This window comes from Bacillus sp. SIMBA_008 (assembly GCF_046535495.1).
Classification (GTDB): domain Bacteria; phylum Bacillota; class Bacilli; order Bacillales; family Bacillaceae; genus Bacillus; species Bacillus subtilis.
The window spans coordinates 1-22,827 of record NZ_JAWRWL010000008.1 but is presented as its reverse complement, the minus strand read 5'-3'; the positions used below and the strand labels follow the sequence as shown (position 1 = coordinate 22,827).

Annotated in this window: 38 protein-coding genes and 1 pseudogene; 37 read left to right on the top strand and 2 right to left on the bottom strand. The window is 42.1% G+C overall.

What is annotated here, in order from left to right; translation table 11 throughout:
- Positions 1-15: 15 nt before the first annotated feature.
- The 36 genes and pseudogenes from rpsS to salA all read left to right on the top strand — a co-directional run bounded on the left by rpsS (position 16) and on the right by salA (position 20,292).
- The gene (rpsS, locus tag SB658_RS21205) at positions 16-294 is read left to right on the top strand and encodes a 30S ribosomal protein S19 (protein ID WP_003156472.1); all 279 of its coding nucleotides are present in this window, start codon (positions 16-18) and stop codon (positions 292-294) included.
- Between the two features lie 16 nt (positions 295-310).
- Positions 311-652 carry a 50S ribosomal protein L22 gene (rplV, locus tag SB658_RS21200; protein WP_003156475.1) on the top strand — a complete coding sequence of 114 codons (342 nt, stop codon included), beginning with the start codon at positions 311-313 and terminating at the stop codon, positions 650-652.
- Between the two features lie 3 nt (positions 653-655).
- A complete protein-coding gene (gene rpsC, locus SB658_RS21195; protein ID WP_003242001.1) occupies positions 656-1,312 on the top strand; it encodes a 30S ribosomal protein S3 in 657 nt (218 codons plus the stop codon).
- Between the two features lies 1 nt (position 1,313).
- Positions 1,314-1,748 carry a 50S ribosomal protein L16 gene (gene rplP / locus SB658_RS21190; RefSeq protein WP_003225801.1) on the top strand — a complete coding sequence of 145 codons (435 nt, stop codon included), beginning with the start codon at positions 1,314-1,316 and terminating at the stop codon, positions 1,746-1,748.
- Positions 1,738-1,938 carry a 50S ribosomal protein L29 gene (gene rpmC, locus SB658_RS21185; protein WP_003156482.1) on the top strand — a complete coding sequence of 67 codons (201 nt, stop codon included), beginning with the start codon at positions 1,738-1,740 and terminating at the stop codon, positions 1,936-1,938. Before rplP ends, rpmC begins: the two co-directional genes overlap by 11 nt.
- 22 nt (positions 1,939-1,960) lie before the next feature.
- Complete coding sequence (rpsQ, locus tag SB658_RS21180) at positions 1,961-2,224, top strand: 30S ribosomal protein S17 (protein WP_003225804.1); 264 nt, start codon at positions 1,961-1,963, stop codon at positions 2,222-2,224.
- 40 nt (positions 2,225-2,264) lie between these two features.
- Complete coding sequence (gene rplN / locus SB658_RS21175; protein WP_003225805.1) at positions 2,265-2,633, top strand: 50S ribosomal protein L14; 369 nt, start codon at positions 2,265-2,267, stop codon at positions 2,631-2,633.
- Between the two features lie 36 nt (positions 2,634-2,669).
- Positions 2,670-2,981 carry a 50S ribosomal protein L24 gene (gene rplX / locus SB658_RS21170; RefSeq protein WP_003156486.1) on the top strand — a complete coding sequence of 104 codons (312 nt, stop codon included), beginning with the start codon at positions 2,670-2,672 and terminating at the stop codon, positions 2,979-2,981.
- Between the two features lie 26 nt (positions 2,982-3,007).
- The gene (gene rplE / locus SB658_RS21165) at positions 3,008-3,547 is read left to right on the top strand and encodes a 50S ribosomal protein L5 (protein WP_003225809.1); all 540 of its coding nucleotides are present in this window, start codon (positions 3,008-3,010) and stop codon (positions 3,545-3,547) included.
- 22 nt (positions 3,548-3,569) lie between these two features.
- Positions 3,570-3,755, top strand: a complete 186-nt coding sequence (rpsN, locus tag SB658_RS21160; protein ID WP_003156488.1) for a 30S ribosomal protein S14 — start codon at positions 3,570-3,572, stop codon at positions 3,753-3,755.
- Between the two features lie 31 nt (positions 3,756-3,786).
- Positions 3,787-4,185 (top strand): 30S ribosomal protein S8, encoded by a 399-nt coding sequence (gene rpsH, locus SB658_RS21155; protein WP_003241998.1) that lies wholly within the window; start codon positions 3,787-3,789, stop codon positions 4,183-4,185.
- Positions 4,186-4,214: 29 nt separating this feature from the next.
- Positions 4,215-4,754 carry a 50S ribosomal protein L6 gene (gene rplF / locus SB658_RS21150; RefSeq protein WP_004399690.1) on the top strand — a complete coding sequence of 180 codons (540 nt, stop codon included), beginning with the start codon at positions 4,215-4,217 and terminating at the stop codon, positions 4,752-4,754.
- Positions 4,755-4,786: 32 nt separating this feature from the next.
- Entirely contained in the window at positions 4,787-5,149 is a 363-nt protein-coding gene (gene rplR, locus SB658_RS21145) for a 50S ribosomal protein L18 (RefSeq protein WP_003225816.1), read from the top strand.
- A 24-nt stretch (positions 5,150-5,173) separates the two neighbouring features.
- On the top strand, positions 5,174-5,674 hold the full coding sequence (gene rpsE / locus SB658_RS21140; RefSeq protein ID WP_003328273.1) for a 30S ribosomal protein S5: 501 nt from the start codon (positions 5,174-5,176) through the stop codon (positions 5,672-5,674).
- A gap of 13 nt (positions 5,675-5,687) precedes the next feature.
- Positions 5,688-5,867, top strand: a complete 180-nt coding sequence (gene rpmD, locus SB658_RS21135) for a 50S ribosomal protein L30 (RefSeq protein ID WP_003156497.1) — start codon at positions 5,688-5,690, stop codon at positions 5,865-5,867.
- Positions 5,868-5,897: 30 nt separating this feature from the next.
- Positions 5,898-6,338: a 50S ribosomal protein L15 gene (rplO, locus tag SB658_RS21130; protein ID WP_003225819.1), complete on the top strand. Its 441-nt coding sequence runs from the start codon at positions 5,898-5,900 to the stop codon at positions 6,336-6,338.
- A 1-nt stretch (position 6,339) separates the two neighbouring features.
- A complete protein-coding gene (gene secY / locus SB658_RS21125; RefSeq protein ID WP_004399662.1) occupies positions 6,340-7,635 on the top strand; it encodes a preprotein translocase subunit SecY in 1,296 nt (431 codons plus the stop codon).
- A gap of 54 nt (positions 7,636-7,689) precedes the next feature.
- Complete coding sequence (locus SB658_RS21120) at positions 7,690-8,343, top strand: adenylate kinase (RefSeq protein ID WP_004399686.1); 654 nt, start codon at positions 7,690-7,692, stop codon at positions 8,341-8,343.
- Positions 8,340-9,086 (top strand): type I methionyl aminopeptidase, encoded by a 747-nt coding sequence (map, locus tag SB658_RS21115; protein ID WP_003225828.1) that lies wholly within the window; start codon positions 8,340-8,342, stop codon positions 9,084-9,086. Before SB658_RS21120 ends, map begins: the two co-directional genes overlap by 4 nt.
- Before the next feature lie 65 nt (positions 9,087-9,151).
- A pseudogene (locus SB658_RS21110) lies at positions 9,152-9,420 on the top strand (ribosome-binding protein ybzG).
- On the top strand, positions 9,398-9,616 hold the full coding sequence (gene infA / locus SB658_RS21105; protein WP_003156508.1) for a translation initiation factor IF-1: 219 nt from the start codon (positions 9,398-9,400) through the stop codon (positions 9,614-9,616). Before SB658_RS21110 ends, infA begins: the two are co-directional and overlap by 23 nt.
- Positions 9,617-9,649: 33 nt before the next feature.
- Positions 9,650-9,763 (top strand): 50S ribosomal protein L36, encoded by a 114-nt coding sequence (gene rpmJ, locus SB658_RS21100; RefSeq protein WP_003156543.1) that lies wholly within the window; start codon positions 9,650-9,652, stop codon positions 9,761-9,763.
- Between the two features lie 22 nt (positions 9,764-9,785).
- Positions 9,786-10,151, top strand: a complete 366-nt coding sequence (gene rpsM / locus SB658_RS21095) for a 30S ribosomal protein S13 (RefSeq protein ID WP_003235095.1) — start codon at positions 9,786-9,788, stop codon at positions 10,149-10,151.
- 20 nt (positions 10,152-10,171) lie between these two features.
- Positions 10,172-10,567, top strand: a complete 396-nt coding sequence (rpsK, locus tag SB658_RS21090; protein WP_009966385.1) for a 30S ribosomal protein S11 — start codon at positions 10,172-10,174, stop codon at positions 10,565-10,567.
- A 176-nt stretch (positions 10,568-10,743) separates the two neighbouring features.
- Positions 10,744-11,688: a DNA-directed RNA polymerase subunit alpha gene (locus tag SB658_RS21085; protein WP_003225835.1), complete on the top strand. Its 945-nt coding sequence runs from the start codon at positions 10,744-10,746 to the stop codon at positions 11,686-11,688.
- 77 nt (positions 11,689-11,765) lie between these two features.
- Entirely contained in the window at positions 11,766-12,128 is a 363-nt protein-coding gene (gene rplQ / locus SB658_RS21080; RefSeq protein WP_003225836.1) for a 50S ribosomal protein L17, read from the top strand.
- Between the two features lie 127 nt (positions 12,129-12,255).
- Positions 12,256-13,101, top strand: coding sequence for an energy-coupling factor ABC transporter ATP-binding protein (locus tag SB658_RS21075; protein ID WP_029727020.1), 846 nt, complete (start codon positions 12,256-12,258; stop codon positions 13,099-13,101).
- On the top strand, positions 13,077-13,946 hold the full coding sequence (locus SB658_RS21070) for an energy-coupling factor ABC transporter ATP-binding protein (protein WP_029727019.1): 870 nt from the start codon (positions 13,077-13,079) through the stop codon (positions 13,944-13,946). Before SB658_RS21075 ends, SB658_RS21070 begins: the two co-directional genes overlap by 25 nt.
- Positions 13,943-14,740, top strand: a complete 798-nt coding sequence (locus SB658_RS21065) for an energy-coupling factor transporter transmembrane component T family protein (protein ID WP_004399656.1) — start codon at positions 13,943-13,945, stop codon at positions 14,738-14,740. Before SB658_RS21070 ends, SB658_RS21065 begins: the two co-directional genes overlap by 4 nt.
- A 9-nt stretch (positions 14,741-14,749) precedes the next feature.
- On the top strand, positions 14,750-15,493 hold the full coding sequence (truA, locus tag SB658_RS21060; RefSeq protein ID WP_004399657.1) for a tRNA pseudouridine(38-40) synthase TruA: 744 nt from the start codon (positions 14,750-14,752) through the stop codon (positions 15,491-15,493).
- A gap of 161 nt (positions 15,494-15,654) precedes the next feature.
- Complete coding sequence (gene rplM, locus SB658_RS21055) at positions 15,655-16,092, top strand: 50S ribosomal protein L13 (protein ID WP_003241966.1); 438 nt, start codon at positions 15,655-15,657, stop codon at positions 16,090-16,092.
- A 20-nt stretch (positions 16,093-16,112) separates the two neighbouring features.
- Complete coding sequence (rpsI, locus tag SB658_RS21050; RefSeq protein ID WP_004399691.1) at positions 16,113-16,505, top strand: 30S ribosomal protein S9; 393 nt, start codon at positions 16,113-16,115, stop codon at positions 16,503-16,505.
- A 463-nt stretch (positions 16,506-16,968) separates the two neighbouring features.
- Complete coding sequence (locus tag SB658_RS21045) at positions 16,969-17,736, top strand: class I SAM-dependent methyltransferase (protein WP_119898916.1); 768 nt, start codon at positions 16,969-16,971, stop codon at positions 17,734-17,736.
- A gap of 185 nt (positions 17,737-17,921) precedes the next feature.
- Positions 17,922-18,365: a YbaK family protein gene (locus tag SB658_RS21040; RefSeq protein WP_003235118.1), complete on the top strand. Its 444-nt coding sequence runs from the start codon at positions 17,922-17,924 to the stop codon at positions 18,363-18,365.
- Positions 18,366-18,424: 59 nt separating this feature from the next.
- Entirely contained in the window at positions 18,425-19,138 is a 714-nt protein-coding gene (gene cwlD / locus SB658_RS21035; protein WP_041850238.1) for an N-acetylmuramoyl-L-alanine amidase CwlD, read from the top strand.
- 95 nt (positions 19,139-19,233) lie between these two features.
- A complete protein-coding gene (salA, locus tag SB658_RS21030; protein WP_003235124.1) occupies positions 19,234-20,292 on the top strand; it encodes an iron-sulfur carrier protein/transcriptional regulator SalA in 1,059 nt (352 codons plus the stop codon).
- 35 nt (positions 20,293-20,327) lie between these two features.
- Here salA and gerD read toward each other — a convergent pair whose 3' ends face one another.
- The gene (gerD, locus tag SB658_RS21025) at positions 20,328-20,885 is read right to left on the bottom strand and encodes a spore germination lipoprotein GerD (RefSeq protein ID WP_003235126.1); all 558 of its coding nucleotides are present in this window, start codon (positions 20,883-20,885) and stop codon (positions 20,328-20,330) included.
- A 109-nt stretch (positions 20,886-20,994) separates the two neighbouring features.
- Between gerD and kbaA the strand changes: the two genes are divergently transcribed.
- Positions 20,995-21,591 carry a KinB-signaling pathway activation protein gene (gene kbaA / locus SB658_RS21020; protein ID WP_004399693.1) on the top strand — a complete coding sequence of 199 codons (597 nt, stop codon included), beginning with the start codon at positions 20,995-20,997 and terminating at the stop codon, positions 21,589-21,591.
- On the opposite strand, the gene pdaB is transcribed toward kbaA, so the two are convergent.
- Positions 21,592-22,356: a polysaccharide deacetylase family sporulation protein PdaB gene (pdaB, locus tag SB658_RS21015; protein WP_003235130.1), complete on the bottom strand. Its 765-nt coding sequence runs from the start codon at positions 22,354-22,356 to the stop codon at positions 21,592-21,594.
- Positions 22,357-22,827 lie beyond the last annotated feature (471 nt).

Below are 22,827 nucleotides of genomic sequence, written 5' to 3'. Positions count from 1 at the left end.
AAGGGAGGTTCCAAAATGGCTCGCAGCTTAAAAAAAGGACCATTTGTCGATGGACACTTGATGACTAAAATCGAGAAATTAAATGAAACAGACAAGAAACAAGTCGTAAAAACTTGGTCTCGTCGTTCTACTATTTTCCCACAGTTTATTGGTCACACAATCGCAGTCTATGACGGACGTAAACACGTGCCTGTATTCATCTCTGAAGATATGGTAGGGCACAAGTTGGGTGAATTCGCTCCAACTCGTACGTACAAAGGTCATGCTAGTGATGACAAAAAAACAAGACGCTAAGAGAGGAGGCTTTTAAATGCAAGCTAAAGCTGTTGCAAGAACAGTCCGTATTGCTCCTCGTAAAGCACGTCTAGTAATGGACCTGATTCGAGGCAAGCAAGTAGGTGAGGCAGTATCAATCTTGAACCTTACGCCAAGAGCTGCTTCTCCAATTATCGAGAAAGTATTAAAATCCGCTATTGCAAATGCTGAGCATAACTATGAAATGGACGCTAACAACCTGGTTATTTCTCAAGCATTCGTTGACGAAGGCCCTACGTTAAAAAGATTCCGCCCACGTGCTATGGGACGTGCGAGCCAAATCAACAAACGTACGAGCCACATTACAATCGTTGTATCAGAAAAGAAGGAGGGATAAGTAGTGGGTCAAAAGGTAAATCCAGTCGGTCTTCGTATCGGAGTCATTCGTGATTGGGAATCTAAGTGGTACGCTGGTAAAGATTACGCTGACTTCCTGCACGAAGATTTAAAAATTCGTGAATACATTAGCAAACGCCTTTCTGACGCTTCTGTTTCTAAAGTAGAAATCGAGCGTGCAGCAAACCGCGTTAACATTACGATCCACACAGCTAAGCCTGGTATGGTTATCGGTAAAGGCGGTTCTGAAGTCGAAGCACTTCGCAAAGCCCTTAACAGCCTTACTGGCAAGCGTGTACACATTAACATTCTTGAAATCAAAAGAGCAGATCTTGATGCACAGCTAGTTGCTGACAACATCGCTCGTCAATTAGAAAACCGTGTTTCTTTCCGCCGTGCGCAGAAACAACAAATCCAACGTACTATGCGTGCTGGAGCACAAGGTGTGAAAACAATGGTTTCTGGTCGTCTTGGCGGTGCAGATATCGCTCGTTCTGAATACTACAGTGAAGGAACTGTTCCATTGCACACATTACGTGCGGACATTGACTATGCAACATCTGAAGCTGATACTACTTACGGTAAGCTTGGTGTAAAAGTCTGGATCTATCGTGGAGAGGTTCTTCCTACTAAGAAGAAAACTGAGGAAGGAGGAAAATAATATGTTATTACCAAAACGCGTTAAATATCGCAGAGAGCATCGCGGAAAAATGCGCGGCCGTGCGAAAGGCGGTACTGAAGTACATTTCGGAGAATTCGGTATCCAAGCTCTAGAAGCTTCTTGGATTACTAACCGTCAAATCGAAGCTGCACGTATTGCGATGACTCGTTACATGAAACGTGGCGGTAAAGTTTGGATCAAAATTTTCCCTTCTAAACCTTACACTGCTAAACCACTTGAGGTACGTATGGGATCCGGTAAAGGGGCTCCAGAAGGTTGGGTAGCTGTTGTAAAACCGGGCAAAGTTTTATTTGAAATTTCTGGTGTGTCTGAAGAGGTTGCTCGTGAAGCGCTTCGCCTTGCATCTCACAAATTGCCAATTAAAACGAAGTTCGTAAAACGTGAAGAAATTGGTGGTGAATCAAATGAAAGCTAATGAAATTCGTGACCTTACCACTGCTGAAATTGAACAAAAAGTAAAGTCTCTTAAAGAAGAACTTTTCAATCTTCGCTTTCAATTAGCGACAGGACAACTTGAAAATACTGCTCGCATTCGTGAAGTGCGCAAAGCTATCGCGCGCATGAAAACTGTGATTCGTGAAAGAGAAATTGCTGCTAATAAATAATCACTGAGGGGAGGTCGTGAGCATGAGCGAACGTAACCAACGCAAAGTTTACCAAGGCCGTGTTGTTTCTGACAAAATGGATAAAACCATTACTGTTGTTGTTGAGACATACAAAAAACATACACTTTACGGTAAACGCGTAAAATACTCAAAAAAATTCAAAGCACATGATGAAAATAATCAAGCTAAAATCGGTGACATCGTTAAGATCATGGAAACTCGTCCATTGTCTGCAACTAAGCGTTTCCGTCTAGTTGAAGTTGTCGAAGAAGCTGTTATTATCTAATAAAGTTCGGAATTCTTTTTCCGAAGGGAGGTAACAAATAATGATTCAACAAGAGACTCGTTTAAAAGTAGCTGACAACTCTGGCGCACGTGAAGTACTTACTATTAAAGTTCTTGGTGGTTCTGGACGTAAAACAGCTAACATTGGTGATGTAATTGTTTGCACGGTTAAACAAGCAACACCAGGAGGCGTTGTCAAAAAAGGTGAAGTCGTAAAAGCTGTTATCGTTCGCACTAAAAGCGGAGCGCGCAGAAGTGACGGTTCATACATCAGCTTCGATGAGAATGCATGTGTTATCATCCGTGACGACAAGAGCCCACGCGGAACTCGTATCTTCGGACCAGTTGCTCGTGAATTGCGTGAAAACAACTTTATGAAAATTGTTTCTCTAGCTCCAGAAGTTATCTAATGAAATAAATGCCTTACTCAAGGAGGTGCGATCAGGATGCATGTAAAAAAAGGCGATAAAGTTATGGTTATCTCTGGTAAAGATAAAGGCAAACAAGGAACAATCCTTGCTGCTTTCCCTAAAAAGGACCGCGTTTTAGTTGAAGGTGTTAACATGGTAAAGAAACACTCTAAACCAACTCAAGCTAACCCTCAAGGCGGTATTTCTAATCAAGAGGCGCCAATTCATGTATCAAACGTTATGCCGCTCGATCCTAAAACAGGTGAAGTGACTCGCGTAGGATACAAAGTGGAAGATGGCAAAAAAGTTCGTGTAGCAAAAAAATCTGGGCAAGTTCTAGATAAATAGTATTAAAAGGAAGGGAGGTCTATCTCATGAACCGCCTTAAAGAAAAGTACAATAAAGAAATTGCACCTGCTTTAATGACTAAGTTCAATTATGATTCAGTCATGCAAGTGCCTAAAATCGAAAAAATCGTAATCAACATGGGTGTTGGTGACGCTGTTCAAAACGCCAAAGCAATCGACAGTGCTGTTGAAGAATTAACGTTTATCGCAGGTCAAAAACCTGTCGTTACTCGTGCGAAGAAATCAATTGCTGGATTCCGTCTTCGTGAGGGAATGCCTATCGGTGCGAAAGTAACTCTTCGCGGAGAGCGCATGTATGATTTCCTTGATAAACTTATTTCTGTATCTTTACCGCGTGTACGTGACTTCCGCGGGGTTTCTAAAAAATCTTTCGACGGTCGCGGTAACTACACACTTGGTATCAAAGAACAGTTAATCTTCCCTGAAATTGACTACGATAAAGTAACAAAGGTTCGCGGAATGGACATCGTTATCGTAACAACTGCTAATACTGACGAAGAAGCTCGTGAGCTATTAACTCAAGTAGGTATGCCGTTCCAGAAATAATCAATGAAAGGGAGGCGAAATCGTGGCTAAAAAGTCTATGATTGCGAAACAACAACGTACACCAAAGTTTAAAGTACAAGAGTACACACGCTGTGAACGCTGCGGACGTCCGCATTCAGTCATTCGTAAATTTAAACTTTGCCGTATTTGTTTCCGTGAGCTTGCATATAAAGGACAAATTCCTGGCGTGAAAAAAGCCAGCTGGTAATCCCCAAGAAAGGGAAGGAGGTAATTATATAATGGTTATGACAGATCCAATTGCAGATATGCTAACTCGTATTCGCAATGCAAACATGGTACGTCATGAGAAGCTTGAAATTCCTGCTTCTAAATTGAAAAGAGAAATTGCTGAAATTTTAAAGCGTGAAGGTTTCATTCGTGACGTTGAGTTCGTAGAAGACAGCAAACAAGGTATCATCCGCGTTTTCTTGAAATACGGACAAAACAACGAGCGCGTTATCACTGGTCTTAAAAGAATCAGCAAGCCTGGTTTGCGTGTTTATGCTAAATCTAATGAAGTACCCCGCGTACTTAACGGTCTTGGAATCGCGATTATTTCTACATCACAAGGTGTTTTAACGGACAAAGAAGCCCGTGCAAAACAAGCTGGTGGAGAAGTTCTAGCATACGTTTGGTAAGAAGTTTAACATGAATGGAGGTGTTTGGTATGTCTCGTGTAGGTAAGAAGCTACTTGAGATTCCTTCTGATGTTACAGTAACGTTAAATGATAACAACACTGTAGCTGTGAAAGGACCAAAAGGAGAATTAACTCGTACGTTTCACCCTGATATGGAGATTAAAGTAGAGGACAATGTGCTTACAGTCGCTCGTCCTTCTGATCAAAAAGAGCACCGTGCCCTGCATGGTACGACTCGCAGTCTGCTTGGCAACATGGTTGAAGGTGTATCTAAAGGATTTGAAAGAGGTTTGGAATTAGTCGGTGTCGGTTACCGTGCTTCTAAATCCGGAAATAAACTTGTTTTAAACGTTGGATACTCTCATCCTGTTGAGATCGTTCCTGAAGAAGGCATCGAAATCGAAGTTCCTTCTCAAACAAAAGTAGTTGTAAAAGGTACAGACAAAGAACGCGTAGGAGCTATTGCTGCTAACATCCGCGCTGTACGTTCTCCAGAGCCTTACAAAGGTAAAGGAATCCGCTACGAAGGTGAAGTTGTTCGCCGTAAAGAAGGTAAATCTGCTAAGTAAGATCGCTTAAAGTGAAGAAAGGAGTGACCTAGATGATTACGAAAACTAGCAAAAATGCTGCTCGTCTTAAAAGACACGCTCGTGTTCGCGCTAAACTTTCCGGTACTGCTGAAAGACCGCGCCTGAACGTTTTCCGTTCTAACAAGCACATTTACGCTCAAATCATCGATGATGTAAATGGTGTAACACTTGCTAGTGCATCTACTCTCGATAAAGACTTGAACGTTGAAAGCACTGGAGATACTTCTGCTGCTACTAAAGTTGGAGAATTAGTTGCAAAACGCGCTGCTGAAAAAGGCATTTCTGACGTAGTATTTGACCGTGGCGGATACTTATACCATGGACGTGTAAAAGCTTTGGCTGATGCCGCTCGTGAAGCTGGACTTAAATTTTAATAAAAGAAGGAGGGACACATGATTATGCGTCGTATTGACCCAAGCAAATTAGAGTTAGAAGAACGCTTAGTTACGGTTAACCGCGTAGCGAAAGTTGTTAAAGGTGGTCGTCGTTTCCGCTTCGCAGCTCTAGTCGTTGTCGGTGACAAAAACGGACACGTAGGATTCGGTACTGGTAAAGCACAAGAAGTACCAGAAGCGATCCGCAAAGCTGTTGAAGATGCGAAAAAGAATTTGATTGAAGTACCAATGGTTGGAACTACAATTCCACACGAAATCATCGGACGTTTCGGTGCAGGTAACATCTTGTTAAAACCTGCTTCTGAAGGTACTGGAGTTATCGCTGGAGGCCCTGTACGTGCGGTACTTGAGCTAGCTGGTGTAGCTGATATCCTTTCTAAGTCTTTAGGTTCTAACACACCGATCAACATGATTCGTGCAACACTTCAAGGTTTAAGTGAGCTTAAACGTGCTGAAGACGTTGCGAAGCTTCGTGGAAAATCTGTAGAAGAACTGTTAGGATAAGGAGGGAACATTAATGGCTAAATTAGAAATTACCCTCAAACGAAGTGTAATCGGTCGCCCGGAAGACCAACGCGTTACTGTAAGAACACTTGGTTTAAAGAAAACAAACCAAACTGTTGTTCATGAAGACAACGCTGCGATCCGTGGTATGATTAATAAAGTATCTCATTTAGTTTCTGTTAAAGAACAATAAAAATATTTGATCGGATAAGGAGGTGTCCTAATGAAACTTCATGAATTAAAACCTTCAGAAGGTTCACGCAAAACGCGTAATCGCGTAGGTCGTGGTATTGGTTCTGGCAACGGTAAAACAGCTGGTAAAGGTCACAAAGGTCAAAACGCTCGTTCTGGCGGCGGTGTACGCCCTGGATTCGAGGGGGGACAAATGCCTTTATTCCAACGTCTTCCTAAACGCGGTTTCACTAACATCAACCGCAAGGAATACGCTGTAGTCAACCTAGACAAATTGAACGGTTTTGCAGAAGGAACGGAAGTCACTCCTGAACTTCTTCTAGAGACTGGTGTTATTAGCAAACTTAATGCAGGAGTAAAGATTCTTGGCAACGGTAAATTAGAGAAAAAATTAACTGTAAAAGCCAATAAATTCTCTGCTTCTGCGAAAGAAGCTGTTGAAGCTGCTGGCGGTACAGCTGAGGTGATCTAACTTGTTTAAGACAATCTCCAACTTTATGCGTGTGAGTGATATCAGGAATAAAATCATATTCACTTTACTCATGCTTATCGTCTTTCGCATAGGTGCGTTTATTCCTGTGCCTTACGTTAACGCTGAAGCGTTACAGGCACAGTCTCAAATGGGTGTTTTTGATCTCCTTAATACATTTGGCGGCGGTGCGCTTTACCAATTTTCCATTTTCGCAATGGGAATTACTCCTTATATCACGGCTTCGATCATCATTCAGCTGCTTCAGATGGATGTGGTACCGAAGTTTACCGAGTGGTCTAAGCAAGGTGAAGTTGGCCGCCGTAAATTAGCTCAGTTCACAAGGTACTTTACGATTGTGCTTGGTTTCATCCAAGCGTTAGGTATGTCATATGGATTCAACAATCTGGCAAACGGTATGCTGATCGAAAAATCCGGTGTATCGACATATCTTATCATTGCTTTAGTGCTCACTGGCGGAACTGCCTTTTTAATGTGGCTTGGGGAACAAATTACTTCTCATGGAGTAGGCAACGGAATATCGATCATTATCTTCGCGGGGATTGTGTCTAGTATTCCAAAAACAATTGGGCAAATATATGAGACTCAATTTGTCGGCAGCAACGATCAGTTGTTTATTCATATTGTGAAAGTCGCACTTCTTGTGATTGCGATTTTAGCAGTTATTGTTGGAGTTATTTTCATTCAGCAAGCCGTACGGAAAATTGCGATTCAATATGCTAAAGGCACAGGTCGTTCACCTGCTGGCGGAGGTCAGTCTACACACCTTCCATTGAAAGTGAATCCTGCAGGGGTTATTCCGGTAATCTTTGCGGTTGCGTTTTTGATAACGCCGCGGACGATCGCGTCATTCTTTGGAACAAACGATGTGACAAAGTGGATTCAAAACAACTTTGATAATACGCATCCGGTGGGTATGGCGATATATGTTGCGTTGATTATTGCCTTTACGTACTTTTATGCTTTTGTACAGGTAAACCCTGAACAAATGGCTGATAACCTTAAAAAACAGGGTGGCTATATCCCGGGGGTTCGTCCAGGGAAAATGACTCAAGATAGAATTACGAGCATTTTGTATCGACTTACGTTTGTGGGTTCTATATTCTTAGCCGTGATTTCCATTCTTCCTATCTTTTTCATTCAATTCGCTGGATTGCCTCAAAGTGCACAAATTGGCGGAACATCTTTGTTAATTGTTGTCGGGGTAGCCTTGGAGACAATGAAACAACTAGAAAGCCAGTTGGTGAAACGAAACTACCGTGGATTTATGAAAAACTAGAGGAAATGGATTTATCCATTCCCTCTTAATAAAGAGAGGACGGGGGAAATCCGAATGAACTTAGTCTTAATGGGGCTTCCTGGTGCCGGTAAAGGCACACAGGGCGAACGAATTGTTGAGGATTATGGGATTCCTCATATCTCAACAGGAGATATGTTCCGTGCTGCTATGAAAGAAGAAACACCACTCGGACTCGAAGCAAAATCTTATATTGATAAGGGAGAGCTCGTACCTGACGAAGTCACAATCGGAATTGTAAAAGAGAGACTTGGCAAAGATGATTGTGAAAGAGGTTTTCTTCTGGACGGATTTCCGCGAACAGTCGCTCAAGCCGAAGCTCTTGAAGAAATTCTTGAGGAATACGGCAAGCCGATTGATTATGTCATTAACATTGAAGTCGACAAAGATGTTCTGATGGAACGTCTGACTGGACGCAGAATTTGCAGTGTTTGCGGCACAACCTATCATTTAGTCTTTAATCCGCCGAAAACGCCGGGTATTTGTGATAAAGACGGAGGCGAACTCTATCAACGGGCAGATGATAATGAGGAAACAGTCTCTAAACGGCTTGAGGTAAACATGAAGCAAACTCAGCCTTTACTCGATTTCTATTCAGAGAAAGGTTATCTTGCAAACGTGAATGGCCAGCAGGACATTCAAGACGTTTATGCAGATGTGAAGGATCTTCTTGGAGGATTAAAAAAATGATTATCTGTAAAACCCCACGTGAACTTGGTATCATGCGGGAAGCAGGGCGAATCGTGGCTTTAACTCATGAAGAGTTAAAAAAGCACATTAAACCAGGAATCTCGACAAAAGAATTGGATCAAATTGCCGAACGTTTTATTAAGAAGCAGGGTGCAATCCCATCTTTTAAGGGGTATAATGGGTTTCGCGGGAGCATTTGCGTATCAGTTAATGAAGAACTCGTTCACGGCATACCTGGCAGCAGGGTGCTGAAGGACGGTGACATCATCAGTATTGATATCGGTGCTAAATTAAATGGTTATCATGGTGACTCTGCATGGACATATCCGGTAGGAAACATCAGCGATGATGACAAAAAACTTCTGGAAGTGACAGAGGAGTCTTTATATAAAGGCTTGCAGGAAGCAAAACCAGGTGAACGTTTGTCGAATATTTCCCACGCAATACAAACGTATGTCGAAAATGAGCAGTTTTCAGTTGTTAGGGAGTATGTCGGACATGGTGTTGGTCAAGACTTGCATGAGGACCCGCAAATTCCTCATTACGGTCCGCCCAACAAAGGACCACGGCTTAAACCTGGCATGGTTCTCGCTATTGAACCTATGGTGAACGCTGGCAGCCGCTACGTGAAAACATTGGCTGATAACTGGACGGTTGTAACGGTAGATGGGAAAAAGTGTGCTCATTTTGAACATACGATTGCGATTACGGAAACGGGTTTTGATATACTGACGAGAGTCTAGATGATGAAAATAATTCCGAAGACAGATGTTTTTCAAGCTTGATAGGGCAGAAAGCTTGGGTGAACATTGGCAAGACCGAATTCATCTTGCTGCTTGTCGTTGGAATTTTAACCATCATCAATGTACTAACAGCAGACGGAGAAAAGCGTACATTTCATTCTCCTTAGAAAAAGAATATCAATCATTTAACCCTTTATGATTGCGTATCTCCGGAAGTTCAGAACAGTATAAACGAAACAGGGCGTGTGACAAACTTCTTTTGAAATTTGTCAGAAAGCAAGTTACTGATTTGAAGAAGGGAGAACACTTGAATGGCGAAAGACGATGTAATTGAAGTGGAAGGTACTATAGTCGAAACACTGCCAAACGCGATGTTCAAAGTTGAACTTGAAAATGGCCACACTGTTTTGGCTCATGTATCTGGTAAAATCCGCATGCACTTCATTCGCATTTTACCTGGAGACAAAGTTACGGTAGAATTATCTCCATATGACTTAACTCGTGGCAGGATTACGTACCGTTACAAATAAAGCACTCCGGAAACTGAAGGAGGTTGGAAACACATGAAAGTGAGACCATCAGTTAAACCAATCTGCGAAAAATGTAAAGTTATTCGCAGAAAAGGAAAAGTAATGGTGATCTGTGAAAATCCAAAGCATAAACAAAAACAAGGATAATTTATAAGGAGGTGCCCAGAGAATGGCTCGTATTGCTGGTGTAGATATCCCACGTGACAAACGTGTTGTTATTTCTTTAACATACATCTTCGGAATTGGCCGCACAACGGCTCAGCAAGTTTTAAAAGAAGCTGGAGTTTCAGAAGATACTCGTGTGCGCGATCTTACTGAAGAAGAACTTGGTAAAATCCGTGATATTATTGACAAACTGAAAGTAGAAGGTGACCTTCGCCGTGAAGTTTCTCTTAATATCAAACGTCTGATCGAAATCGGAAGCTACCGCGGAATCCGTCATCGCAGAGGATTACCTGTTCGCGGACAAAACTCTAAAAACAACGCGCGTACTCGTAAAGGTCCGCGTCGTACTGTAGCTAACAAGAAAAAATAAGTAAGGGAGGTTCTTAAACAATGGCTGCTGCTCGTAAATCTAACACGCGTAAACGTCGCGTGAAAAAGAATATTGAGTCTGGAATTGCTCATATTCGTTCAACTTTCAATAACACGATCGTTACGATCACTGACACTCATGGTAATGCTATTTCTTGGTCTAGTGCCGGAGCTTTAGGATTCAGAGGTTCTCGTAAATCTACTCCTTTTGCTGCGCAAATGGCTGCAGAAACAGCTGCTAAAGGTTCAATCGAACATGGTCTTAAAACTCTAGAGGTTACTGTTAAAGGACCTGGTTCAGGCCGTGAAGCTGCAATCCGTGCACTTCAAGCTGCTGGACTAGAAGTCACTGCTATCAGAGACGTAACTCCTGTTCCTCATAACGGATGCCGTCCACCAAAACGTCGCCGCGTGTAATTTGTTTGTATAGATTTTGTGTCCCTGTCAATAATGGGTTATGATACAGTTATTTATGAAACGAATGCACCGACTCGTTGCCTGAGCACATACGGGACTAAACAATGGGGAATTTCGGATGGAATCTCATATGATTCTATTCGAGGTTTCGACGTTTTGAAGGAGGGTTTTAAGTAATGATCGAGATTGAAAAACCAAAAATCGAAACGGTTGAAATCAGCGACGATGCCAAATTTGGTAAGTTTGTCGTAGAGCCACTTGAGCGTGGATATGGTACAACTCTGGGTAACTCCTTACGTCGTATCCTCTTATCCTCACTCCCTGGTGCCGCTGTAACATCAATCCAGATAGATGGTGTACTGCACGAATTCTCGACAATTGAAGGCGTTGTGGAAGATGTTACAACGATTATCTTACACATTAAAAAGCTTGCATTGAAAATCTACTCTGATGAAGAGAAGACGCTAGAAATTGATGTACAGGGTGAAGGAACTGTAACGGCAGCTGATATTACACACGATAGTGATGTAGAGATCTTAAATCCTGATCTTCATATCGCGACTCTTGGTGAGAATGCGAGTTTCCGAGTTCGCCTTACTGCTCAAAGAGGACGTGGGTATACGCCTGCTGACGCAAACAAGAGAGACGATCAGCCAATCGGCGTGATTCCGATCGATTCTATCTATACGCCAGTTTCTCGTGTATCTTATCAGGTAGAGAACACTCGTGTAGGCCAAGTTGCAAACTATGATAAACTTACACTTGATGTTTGGACTGATGGAAGCACTGGACCGAAAGAAGCAATTGCGCTTGGTTCAAAGATTTTAACTGAACACCTTAATATATTCGTTGGTTTAACTGACGAAGCTCAACATGCTGAAATCATGGTTGAAAAAGAAGAAGATCAAAAAGAGAAAGTTCTTGAAATGACAATTGAAGAATTGGATCTTTCTGTTCGTTCTTACAACTGCTTAAAGCGTGCGGGTATTAACACGGTTCAAGAGCTTGCGAACAAGACGGAAGAAGATATGATGAAAGTTCGAAATCTAGGACGCAAATCACTTGAAGAAGTGAAAGCGAAACTAGAAGAACTTGGACTCGGACTTCGCAAAGACGATTGACTAGTTTCCCTTGTGAACTAGGATTTTCGTGTGTTTATTATTCAGAAACAGCATTCCAATAAAGGAGGGGACATCACATGTCATACAGAAAACTAGGACGTACGAGTGCACAGCGTAAAGCTATGCTTCGTGATCTTACAACTGATTTGATCATCAACGAAAGAATCGAAACAACTGAAACACGTGCGAAAGAACTTCGCTCTGTAGTTGAAAAAATGATCACGCTTGGCAAACGCGGTGATCTTCACGCTCGCCGTCAAGCTGCTGCATACATCCGCAACGAGGTTGCAAACGAAGAAAATAACCAAGATGCACTTCAAAAATTATTCTCTGACATTGCAACTCGTTACGAGGAGCGCCAAGGCGGATACACACGTATTATGAAGCTTGGTCCTCGCCGTGGTGACGGAGCACCAATGGCAATTATCGAATTGGTTTAATCACATATTTTTGTGTATCTAAAGAAGGGCGGGACAGTTTCTAACTGGATCTATGCCCTTTTTTTAGATACTGCAACTTTTAATAGAGAGAAAAGCAGAGCATTAGCTGAGAGGAGGCCGGTTTTCCATGAATCAAAATCAGTTGATATCGGTAGAGGATATCGTATTTCGATATCGGAAGGACGCAGAAAGACGAGCACTAGACGGCGTCTCCCTGCAGGTGTATGAGGGTGAATGGCTTGCAATCGTAGGTCATAACGGTTCAGGGAAATCAACACTGGCCCGGGCATTGAATGGTTTAATTCTTCCTGAATCAGGCGACATTGAGGTTGCCGGGATTCAATTGACAGAGGAATCTGTTTGGGAAGTGCGTAAGAAGATAGGTATGGTCTTTCAAAATCCGGATAACCAATTTGTCGGAACGACTGTTCGCGATGATGTGGCTTTTGGTTTAGAAAACAATGGTGTACCGCGGGAAGAAATGATTGAGAGAGTAGACTGGGCAGTAAAACAGGTGAATATGCAAGATTTTCTCGATCAAGAGCCGCACCATCTCTCCGGAGGCCAAAAGCAGAGAGTTGCGATTGCGGGGGTTATTGCCGCACGTCCTGATATTATTATCTTAGATGAAGCAACATCCATGCTTGATCCGATCGGGCGAGAAGAAGTGCTTGAAACGGTAAGACATTTAAAAGAGCAGGGCATGGCGACTGTCATATCCATTACACATGATCTGAATGAGGCAGCAAAAGCAGACAGGATCATTGTCATGAATGGCGGTAAAAAATATGCTGAAGGGCCGCCTGAAGAGATTTTTAAATTGAATAAAGAACTTGTTCGAATTGGGCTTGATTTACCCTTCTCATTTCAGCTTAGCCAGCTTTTAAGAGAAAATGGACTGGCTTTGAAAGAAAACCATTTGACTCAGGAAGGGCTGGTGAAAGAGCTGTGGACATTACAATCAAAGATGTAGAGCATCGCTATCAGATGAAGACGCCGTTTGAGCGCCTAGCACTGTATGATATCAATGCATCGATTAAAGAAGGAAGCTACGTAGCCGTTATCGGGCATACAGGCTCTGGCAAGTCCACTCTTCTTCAGCACCTAAATGGTCTCCTGAAGCCGACGAAGGGACAGATATCACTAGGCAGCACTGTCATTCAGGCAGGGAAAAAGAATAAAGATCTGAAAAAACTTCGTAAAAAAGTCGGAATCGTTTTCCAATTTCCTGAGCATCAATTATTCGAAGAAACAGTTCTTAAAGATATTTCATTCGGACCGATGAACTTTGGTGTTAAAAAAGAAGATGCTGAACAAAAAGCGAGAGAGATGCTGCAGCTTGTAGGTTTATCAGAAGAGCTTTTGGACAGGTCACCCTTTGAATTAAGCGGGGGGCAAATGCGCAGAGTTGCAATTGCCGGCGTACTTGCAATGGACCCTGAAGTGCTTGTTCTGGATGAACCGACTGCAGGATTGGACCCAAGAGGGCGAAAAGAGATTATGGACATGTTTTATGAGCTTCATCAACGTGGGAACCTGACGACGATCCTTGTGACACACAGCATGGAGGATGCAGCTGCATACGCTGATGAAATGATTGTTATGCATAAAGGAACGATACAAGCATCAGGCAGTCCGCGTGATCTGTTTTTAAAGGGTGAAGAGATGGCCGGCTGGGGGCTGGATCTTCCTGAAACAATAAAATTCCAAAGACACCTTGAAGCTGTACTGGGTATGAGATTTAATGAGCCTATGCTCACAATCGAAGATGCCGCTGCCAAAATCCGTGCTCTTTTTCAGGGGGAGAAGACTTTATGATGGACAGCATGATTATCGGCAAGTATGTACCGGGTACTTCACTTGTGCACCGGCTTGACCCCAGAACAAAACTGATCACGATCTTTTTATTTGTCTGCATCGTATTCTTAGCCAATAATGTTCAGACATATGCGTTGCTTGGTTTATTTACAATTGGCGTCGTTTCATTAACAAGAGTTCCTTTCTCTTTTTTAATGAAAGGGCTGAAGCCAATCATCTGGATTGTCCTTTTTACGTTCCTTCTTCACATCCTTATGACACATGAAGGACCGATTATCTTTCAAATAGGTTTTTTCAAAGTCTATGAGGGCGGTCTGGTTCAGGGGATATTCATTTCTCTTAGATTCGTCTATTTGATTTTAATCACAACTTTATTAACGCTTACGACTACACCGATTGAGATTACCGATGGAATGGAGCAGCTGCTGAACCCATTGAAAAAATTAAAGCTTCCTGTTCATGAGCTGGCTCTTATGATGTCAATTTCTTTACGGTTTATTCCGACACTGATGGAGGAGACAGATAAGATCATGAAGGCTCAGATGGCGCGAGGCGTTGATTTTACAAGCGGGCCTGTCAAAGAAAGAGTGAAGGCTATTGTCCCGCTTCTTGTCCCGCTCTTCGTCAGCGCATTTAAACGCGCCGAAGAGCTTGCGGTGGCAATGGAAGCAAGAGGCTATCAAGGCGGAGAAGGACGTACGAAATATAGAAAGCTTGTATGGACAGGAAAAGACACTTCTGTCATTGTCAGCTTAATTGTATTAGCTGCTTTGTTATTTTTCTTAAGGGCTTAGAGGTGCTGTATGAGACTGAAATGCACGATTTCTTATGACGGACATTTGTTTAACGGTTATCAGGTTCAGCCGGGCAAAAGAACGGTTCAGGATGAACTGGAGAAGGCTTTGGCTGTCCTGCATAAGTCAAAAGACAGAATTCCGGTCGTTTCGTCTGGAAGAACAGACAGCGGGGTTCACGCAGCCGGACAGGTGATTCATTTTGACACTCCACTGTCTATCCCGGCTGAGAGATGGCCATATGCCTTAAATGCACTGCTTCCGGACGATATCGCAGTCAAACAGGCAGAAATTGCGGATGATGGGTTCCATGCACGATTTAGCGCAGTCAAAAAAGAATATCGCTACTTTGTATACACGGAGAAACACCCGGACGTATTTAAACGGCATTACGCTTACCATTTTTCATATCGCCTTAATGTGCAGGACATGAGAGAAGCGGCAAAGCATCTTATAGGGACACATGATTTTACGAGCTTTTGCGCGGCTAAAACAGAAGTGCAGGACAAGGTAAGAACGATATACGAACTTGATTGGACTGAGACGGCTGACGGCCTGCAAATGCGGATCACAGGCAGCGGTTTCTTATATAATATGGTCAGAATTATTGCGGGTACTTTGCTTGATGCAGGTATTGGAAAAATTTCTCCCGATGAGGTGAAATCCATGCTGGAAGCGAAGGATCGCGAAGCGGCAGGGCGCACAGCGCCGGGGCACGGGCTATATTTATGGAACGTTTACTATGACAACTAAACCAGGTGTATAATATTTTCTTGACAGAGTCTGCATAAAGTTATAAGATATCATATGGTATGTATTTCAACCCCACGATAAGCCCCGGAACTTATTGTGTTGTGAAATAGAACGTAATCGAAGTTTATTGAAAATGACAGATCATTTAGGAGGGAAATTCAATGCGTACAACACCTATGGCTAACGCAAGTACTATTGAACGCAAGTGGTTAGTTGTTGATGCTGCTGGCAAGACTTTAGGTCGTCTTTCTTCAGAAGTTGCAGCTATCCTTCGCGGAAAACACAAACCAACTTACACACCACACGTTGATACTGGAGATCATGTGATCATCATCAACGCTGAAAAAATCGAGTTAACTGGTAAAAAGTTAACTGACAAAATCTACTACCGTCACACTCAACATCCAGGCGGATTAAAATCAAGAACTGCTCTTGAAATGCGTACAAACTACCCTGAGAAAATGCTTGAGCTTGCTATCAAAGGCATGCTTCCAAAAGGTTCTCTAGGTCGTCAAATGTTCAAAAAATTGAACGTATACCGTGGTTCTGAGCATCCACACGAAGCACAAAAACCTGAAGTTTACGAACTTCGCGGTTAATTAAAAAGGAGGTTACCAATTTGGCACAGGTTCAATATTACGGTACTGGCCGTCGTAAAAGCTCTGTAGCGCGTGTGCGTTTAGTTCCAGGAGAAGGCCGTATCGTCGTTAATAATCGTGAAATCAGCGAACATATCCCATCTGCAGCTTTAATCGAAGATATCAAACAACCATTAACTTTGACTGAAACAGCTGGCACTTATGATGTTTTAGTAAACGTACATGGAGGCGGCCTATCTGGTCAAGCTGGAGCAATCCGTCACGGTATCGCTCGTGCTTTGCTTGAAGCAGATCCAGAATACCGTACAACTCTTAAACGTGCAGGTCTTCTGACTCGTGACGCTCGTATGAAAGAACGTAAAAAATACGGTCTTAAAGGCGCTCGTCGTGCACCTCAGTTCTCAAAACGTTAATTTTACGTTTTCAAAAAGCTCTCGACCTTGGGTTGGGAGCTTTTTTCTTTCAATAAAACGTGGCAGTCCCGCATAAAAATAACAACTGAATGGACGCTTGACGGGGTTAAGCAAATTGTTTGTTTATAAACGGTCTCTTTGTAATAATCATGATAGCTTTCATTCTTATTCAATTGAAACTTCGGTCAATGTTTATTATCGTTATGTGATCAGCCCAGCTTCATCTACCCACTGTATCTCATCCGTTAAAGTTCACTGCTGATTCTTAACCCGGAGAAACAATAGCTCTCATTGCTAATGGCTTTATGTAACGAAGTAAAAGTAAATCTGATGATATAAATCACATATCTCCTTTGTGATTTTTTTGCGTTTTTATGAACTTTTTTCTAAATATGCAAAGGGAAAGCGATATCAATCTAGAAATATTTGTTATACTCTATACATTAAAGTAAGGAGAAGATTCATGAATGCGTTAGTAGCTCATAATAGCAAAGCCTGGGATAAAAAAGTAGAAACAGGCAATGAATGGACTGTTGCTGTTGAACAGCAGGTTATCGAACAAGCAAAAAAAGGCAATTGGGATATAAGGGTAACACCAATGAAAGATGTACCGAAGGATTGGTTTCCGCCTATCAAAGGTCTGAAAGTACTCTGTTTAGCATCAGGCGGCGGCCAGCAGGGTCCAGTTTTGGCAGCCGCAGGCGCGGATGTCACCGTATTAGATAACTCAGAAAAACAGCTGAATCAGGATAGAATGATTGCTGAGCGAGATGGTCTGACGATACACACTGTCAAAGAAAGCATGGACGATTTAAGTGTATTTAATGATGAATCATTTGATGTCATTGTACATCCTGTTGCCAATGTTTTTGTTGAGAATGTCCTCCCGGTATGGAAGGAAGCGCACCGTGTGTTGAAAAGGAACGGCATTCTAATCTCGGGTTTTGTCAATCCTGTTGTATTTCTGTTTGATACAGAATTAGAACAGCAAGGTGTTTTAAAAGTAAAACACTCCATTCCATACGCTGATCCAGAAGATCTTCCGAAACATAAAGTGAAAAAACTGATCGAAAATAATGAGGCTCTGGAATTCGGCCATTCCTTAGAAGACCAAATCAAAGGCCAAATTGATGCCGGTTTTATCGTTACTGGTTTTTATGAAGATAAAGGCGGGTTTGTATTAGACCAATATATCCATACATATTCTGCAACAAGAAGCGTGAAAGTATGAAAAGCAGCGACCTGTTAGAGGGGCTGCTTTTTTCATAACCAATTACAGAACGTTTGTTCCGCACCCTGCAGAAAGCTGATTTTTTATCGATGTTACACCTTCATTTGGGCGAATTTCCAACCGAATTCGGGCATTGTTTCATCATCCAAACCTCAAAATAATCGGTAAAAGGAGAGTGAATTTATATGGCAGAAGTACTGTCTTTTATGGATGTGAAACGCCAAAAGGATTTTGAATTAGAAAAGAACTTGCTCAAAGAACTCTCTCTGAGACAAATTATCCAGTCTGTTAAGGATTGTTTGGAACCATTATTTCCATTTTTACATGATGAACGAGATATTATTACCGAAGGCTGTATTGATTTTGCGATTGAAGCTTATTTGTTAGGCGGGCGTTTTGGGATATTCGGCTATTACGGAGAATCAATGCAGAGTATCAGTGCCCGCTCTGCAAGAGAAGAAGAAGAGCTGCGTATGGAGTTTTTTGATTATCTCTATAATTGGATACACGAGCAATACGCAACATTTGATAAAAACACTGTTTATGAAGCGGCACGCAAGTTCATTAAAGATTGGTGGACAGCAGGGTTTGTTCAAAGAGAAAAACAGTGTAAGCTTCGCATGCGGTAATCATATTTCCCGACCCTGTCCCATAGTTATGTAATAACGGACAAGCGGGAGGGGAAGGGATGAGGAAAAAGCTTAAATGGCTCAGTTTTTTGCTAGGCTTCATCATATTACTATTTCTGTTCAAGTATCAGTTCAGCAATAACGACTCTTGGAAGCCGTGGAGCCTGCCCTTGAGCGGTAAAATCATTTATCTAGATCCAGGTCATGGCGGGCCTGACGGCGGAGCAGTCGGCGGAAAGCTGTTAGAGAAGGATGTTACCCTGGAAGTGGCCTTTAGAGTCAGGGATTATCTTCAAGAACAAGGAGCGCTTGTTATCATGACCAGAGAAAGTGATACTGATCTCGCTCCAGAAGGAACAAAAGGCTATAGCCGACGAAAAGCTGAGGATCTAAGACAACGAGTCAAATTAATAAACCATTCAGAGGCGGAGCTCTATATCAGCATTCATCTTAATGCGATTCCGTCACAAAAATGGAGCGGAGCCCAAAGCTTTTATTACGGGAAATATGCGGAAAATGAGAAAGTCGCAAAATACATCCAGGATGAGCTGAGAAGAAATCTGGAAAACACAACCCGGAAAGCAAAGCGGATTCATGGTATCTACTTAATGCAAAACGTCACCAAACCGGGGGCGCTTATAGAAGTCGGATTTTTATCCAATCCAAACGAAGCAACGCTGCTCGGTAAACCGAAATATCAAGACAAGGTGGCATCTTCCATATATAAAGGCATTTTGCGATATTTCACAGAAAAAGGAGACCCTCCGGAGTAATGGAGGGTTTTCTTGTGGTTCTAAGCATAAGACACCCGCCATTTATGTATGATATAATAATAATTGTAAACGAATACACAAAAGGGTGAGGTTCGATGATAAGAGAAGATGAAGTAAGAAAACTAGTCGGAGAAATGCGCGAACCTTTTCTTCAAAGACCTCTGGGAGAATTGGATGCCGTTAAGGAAATTAAAATAAAGCCTGAAAAACGGCATATCAGTGTAAAAGTCGCTCTTGCAAAAACAGGAACTGCAGAACAAATGCAGATTCAGCAAGAGATCGTAAACGTATTAAAAGGGGCAGGAGCTGAGACAGTCGGCCTTCGATTTGAAGAGCTGCCTGAAGAAACGGTTGCTAAATTCCGGGCGCCGTCAGCTGAGAAAAAAACATTATTAAATATGGATAACCCGCCAGTCTTTCTTGCTGTAGCAAGTGGAAAAGGCGGCGTAGGCAAGTCAACTGTGTCAGTAAACCTAGCTATTTCTCTGGCTCGTCTAGGGAAAAAGGTTGGTTTAATTGATGCGGATATTTATGGGTTCAGTGTGCCGGACATGATGGGTATCACTGTGCGTCCAACAATTGAAGGAGAGAAACTTCTTCCTGTTGAACGCTTTGGAGTAAAGGTCATGTCAATGGGCTTTTTCGTAGAAGAAAATGCCCCGGTCGTATGGAGAGGGCCGATGCTCGGCAAAATGCTGAATAATTTTTTCCATGAAGTAGAGTGGGGAGAAGTAGACTATATCGTTCTTGATCTTCCGCCTGGTACAGGGGACGTTGCTCTCGATGTACATACAATGCTTCCGAGCTGCAAAGAAATTATCGTATCTACGCCACATCCGACAGCTGCTTTTGTCGCGGCCAGAGCGGGCTCTATGGCGATTAAAACCGATCATGAGGTCGTGGGTGTCATAGAGAACATGGCTTATTATGAAAGTGCAAAGACAGGGGAAAGAGAATATGTGTTTGGAAAAGGCGGAGGAGATAAACTGGCTGAGGAACTAAACGTGCCTTTGCTCGGCAGAATCCCATTGAAACAGCCCGATTGGGATAAGGACCAATTTGCTCCGTCTGTTTATGACGAAAATCATCCAATCGGAGAAATATATCAGGACATCGCAAAAAAAATAGATGCAAAAATGTCAGTGCAGGTATAAAAGGTGAACCGGGATTCCAGATCCCGGCTTTCCCTTTATTCACTTTCTTTTGCTGTGTCTTTTGCTGCTTTTTTCAGCTCATCTTCGAACTGCTTTTTGTAAAGCGGACTAGAAAGTGTTTCGTTAATAACCTCTTCTAAATAACTGCGGAATTCTTGGCTTTTTGCCAGCTGGCTGTACTTTTTATCCATGCCGGGATCCTGCATAACGCTCATCAGCATCTTCTGGTAATCTGGATCCTTCATCAGCTTTTTAATCACTTTTTCATGCTCTGTCTGAAGAGTTTTGGCAAAGCCCTCAGCAAAATCAGTGTCTTCAAAGATGTTTTTCCAAAATTCTTCACCTTTTTTAGATGTGAGTGTTTTTTCTATTGTTCCTTTAATTGCATCTTGGTCAATCACCAGCGCTTCATTCATGGCATCATCATTTAATAATTCCTTAATAGCTTTCTTTCCATCATCAGTTTTTAATATATCAACAACCATTTTTTTGGTCTGATCATAGTCCATATCCGCTGCTTGGTCTTTTGGAGCGCAAGCTGTTACAGATAATAACAAAAAACAGCTCATCAATAGCGTTTTGGCTTTTGACATGCTTAAGCTCCTTTCACATACTTGTCTTACCTTTAATATGATTCATCTGTTTGGAATTATACATAACAAAATATCGCTGTTCGCGATTTTTGAGGGGATGAATAAAGAAATGAAAAGCCGTGGTTTAGTTCGTTTTTTCTTTTCTATTTTAGCTGTCGGGGCGCTTATCACGAGTATTGTGGGTTTTGCTTTAAAATGGGGAGAATATAGAGGGCTGTTTCTTACATTTGAAGCGGGGCAGATTTTCTCTGTTTTATTTTGGTTTATCGGTGTAGGCATGATTTTCAGTGTGATCAGCCAAATGGGTTTTTTCGTGTTTTTAACAGTTCATCGGTTTGCGCTTGAGATATTAAGGTCCTCCTCTTTGTGGAATTTGCTGCAGTTGTTTTTCATCCTGTTTGTTGCTTTTGATTTAATGTACGTGCGTTTTTTATTTTTTGGAGAGAGCGGAGAATCGCTGGCTGGCTATGCGTGGTTACCGGTGTTTTTATTGATCTTTGGAGTGATTACAGCTTATATAAAGCAAAAGCAGTCCTCTAAGAAAACATTTGTGTCATCGTTATTTTTGATGGTTGTGATTACCGCATTAGAATGGTTCCCTGCATTAAGAGTAAATGATGAGGACTGGCTTTATTTAATGCTTTTTCCGTTAATGGCATGTAATGCCTTCCAATTGCTGATGCTGCCGAAGTTTGCAGCAAAGTAATTACTTTACCTCTGCGGATTTGGCATCAGAATTTGCGATGAGATCACCCACGGTTACATTTTTTAATCCTTTTTCTTTCAGCTGATGGATGATATCAGGCAATGCTTCTTCTGTTTGTTTTGCAGAATCGGAGGCATGTAAAAGAATAATGTCTCCACCGGAAACTTGCTTGGTCACATTGTCGATGATTTTTTCAACTCCGGGATTTGTCCAGTCTTGAGAGTTCACACTGTAATGAACGACTGTATAATTGTATTGCTTTGCGACCTTTAGAACATTCTTATTGAATTGGCCGGTAGGGGGTCTTAATAGCTGTATGTCTTTGACCCCTAACTTTTCAAAGGCTGTTTGCGCACGGTTCATGTCCTTTTTTATTTCGCTGCTCTCTAAATTGGCATAGTTTTTATAAGCGTAGCCCATGCTCCCGATTTGATGGCCGTCCTTTACGATACGGGCCACTGTGTCGGGATGGCGTTCTGCCCAAGAAGCGGACAGGAAAAACGTTGCGTTTTTAATCCCGTTTGCTTTCAGAGTATTAAGTATCGGTTCTGCTCTCTCATCACCCCAGCTGATATCGAAAGTAAGTGAAATATCTTTAGAGTCTGTTTCTCCTTTATAAATGGCTTTAGGTCCGGTGTCAGTTGAAAACACGGGAAGCGGGACAGCTCTTTGGATATAAAAAAAGCTGGCAGCTGCAAATGCGGCGATAAGTATAATAATTAATTGTTTTACCCGTTTAATGTGCCACACATAGAAGTGATTCACTGATGATGCCTCCTTATCTTGTCCATCATTCTTGTTTTACATCTTATGAGCATGGACAATTGAATATAACCGATAAAATGTCTCTTCACATACAGCCTAAATTGGGTGTTGACCTTTTGATAATATCCGTGATATATTATTATTCGTCGCTGATAAACAGCTGACATCAACTAAAAGCTTCATTAAATACTTTGAAAAAAGTTGTTGACTTAAAAGAAGCTAAATGTTATAGTAATAAAGCTGCTTCGTTAAGCGGCAGTAATGATCTTTGAAAACTAAACAAGACAAAACGTACCTGTTAATTCATTTTTATAAATCGCACAGCGATGTGCGTAGTCAGTCAAACTAGGGCCTGCACGACGCAGGTCACACAGGTGTCACCGCAGGATGCGGCGAACTTAACCTGTGATCCATTTATCGGAGAGTTTGATCCTGGCTCAGGACGAACGCTGGCGGCGTGCCTAATACATG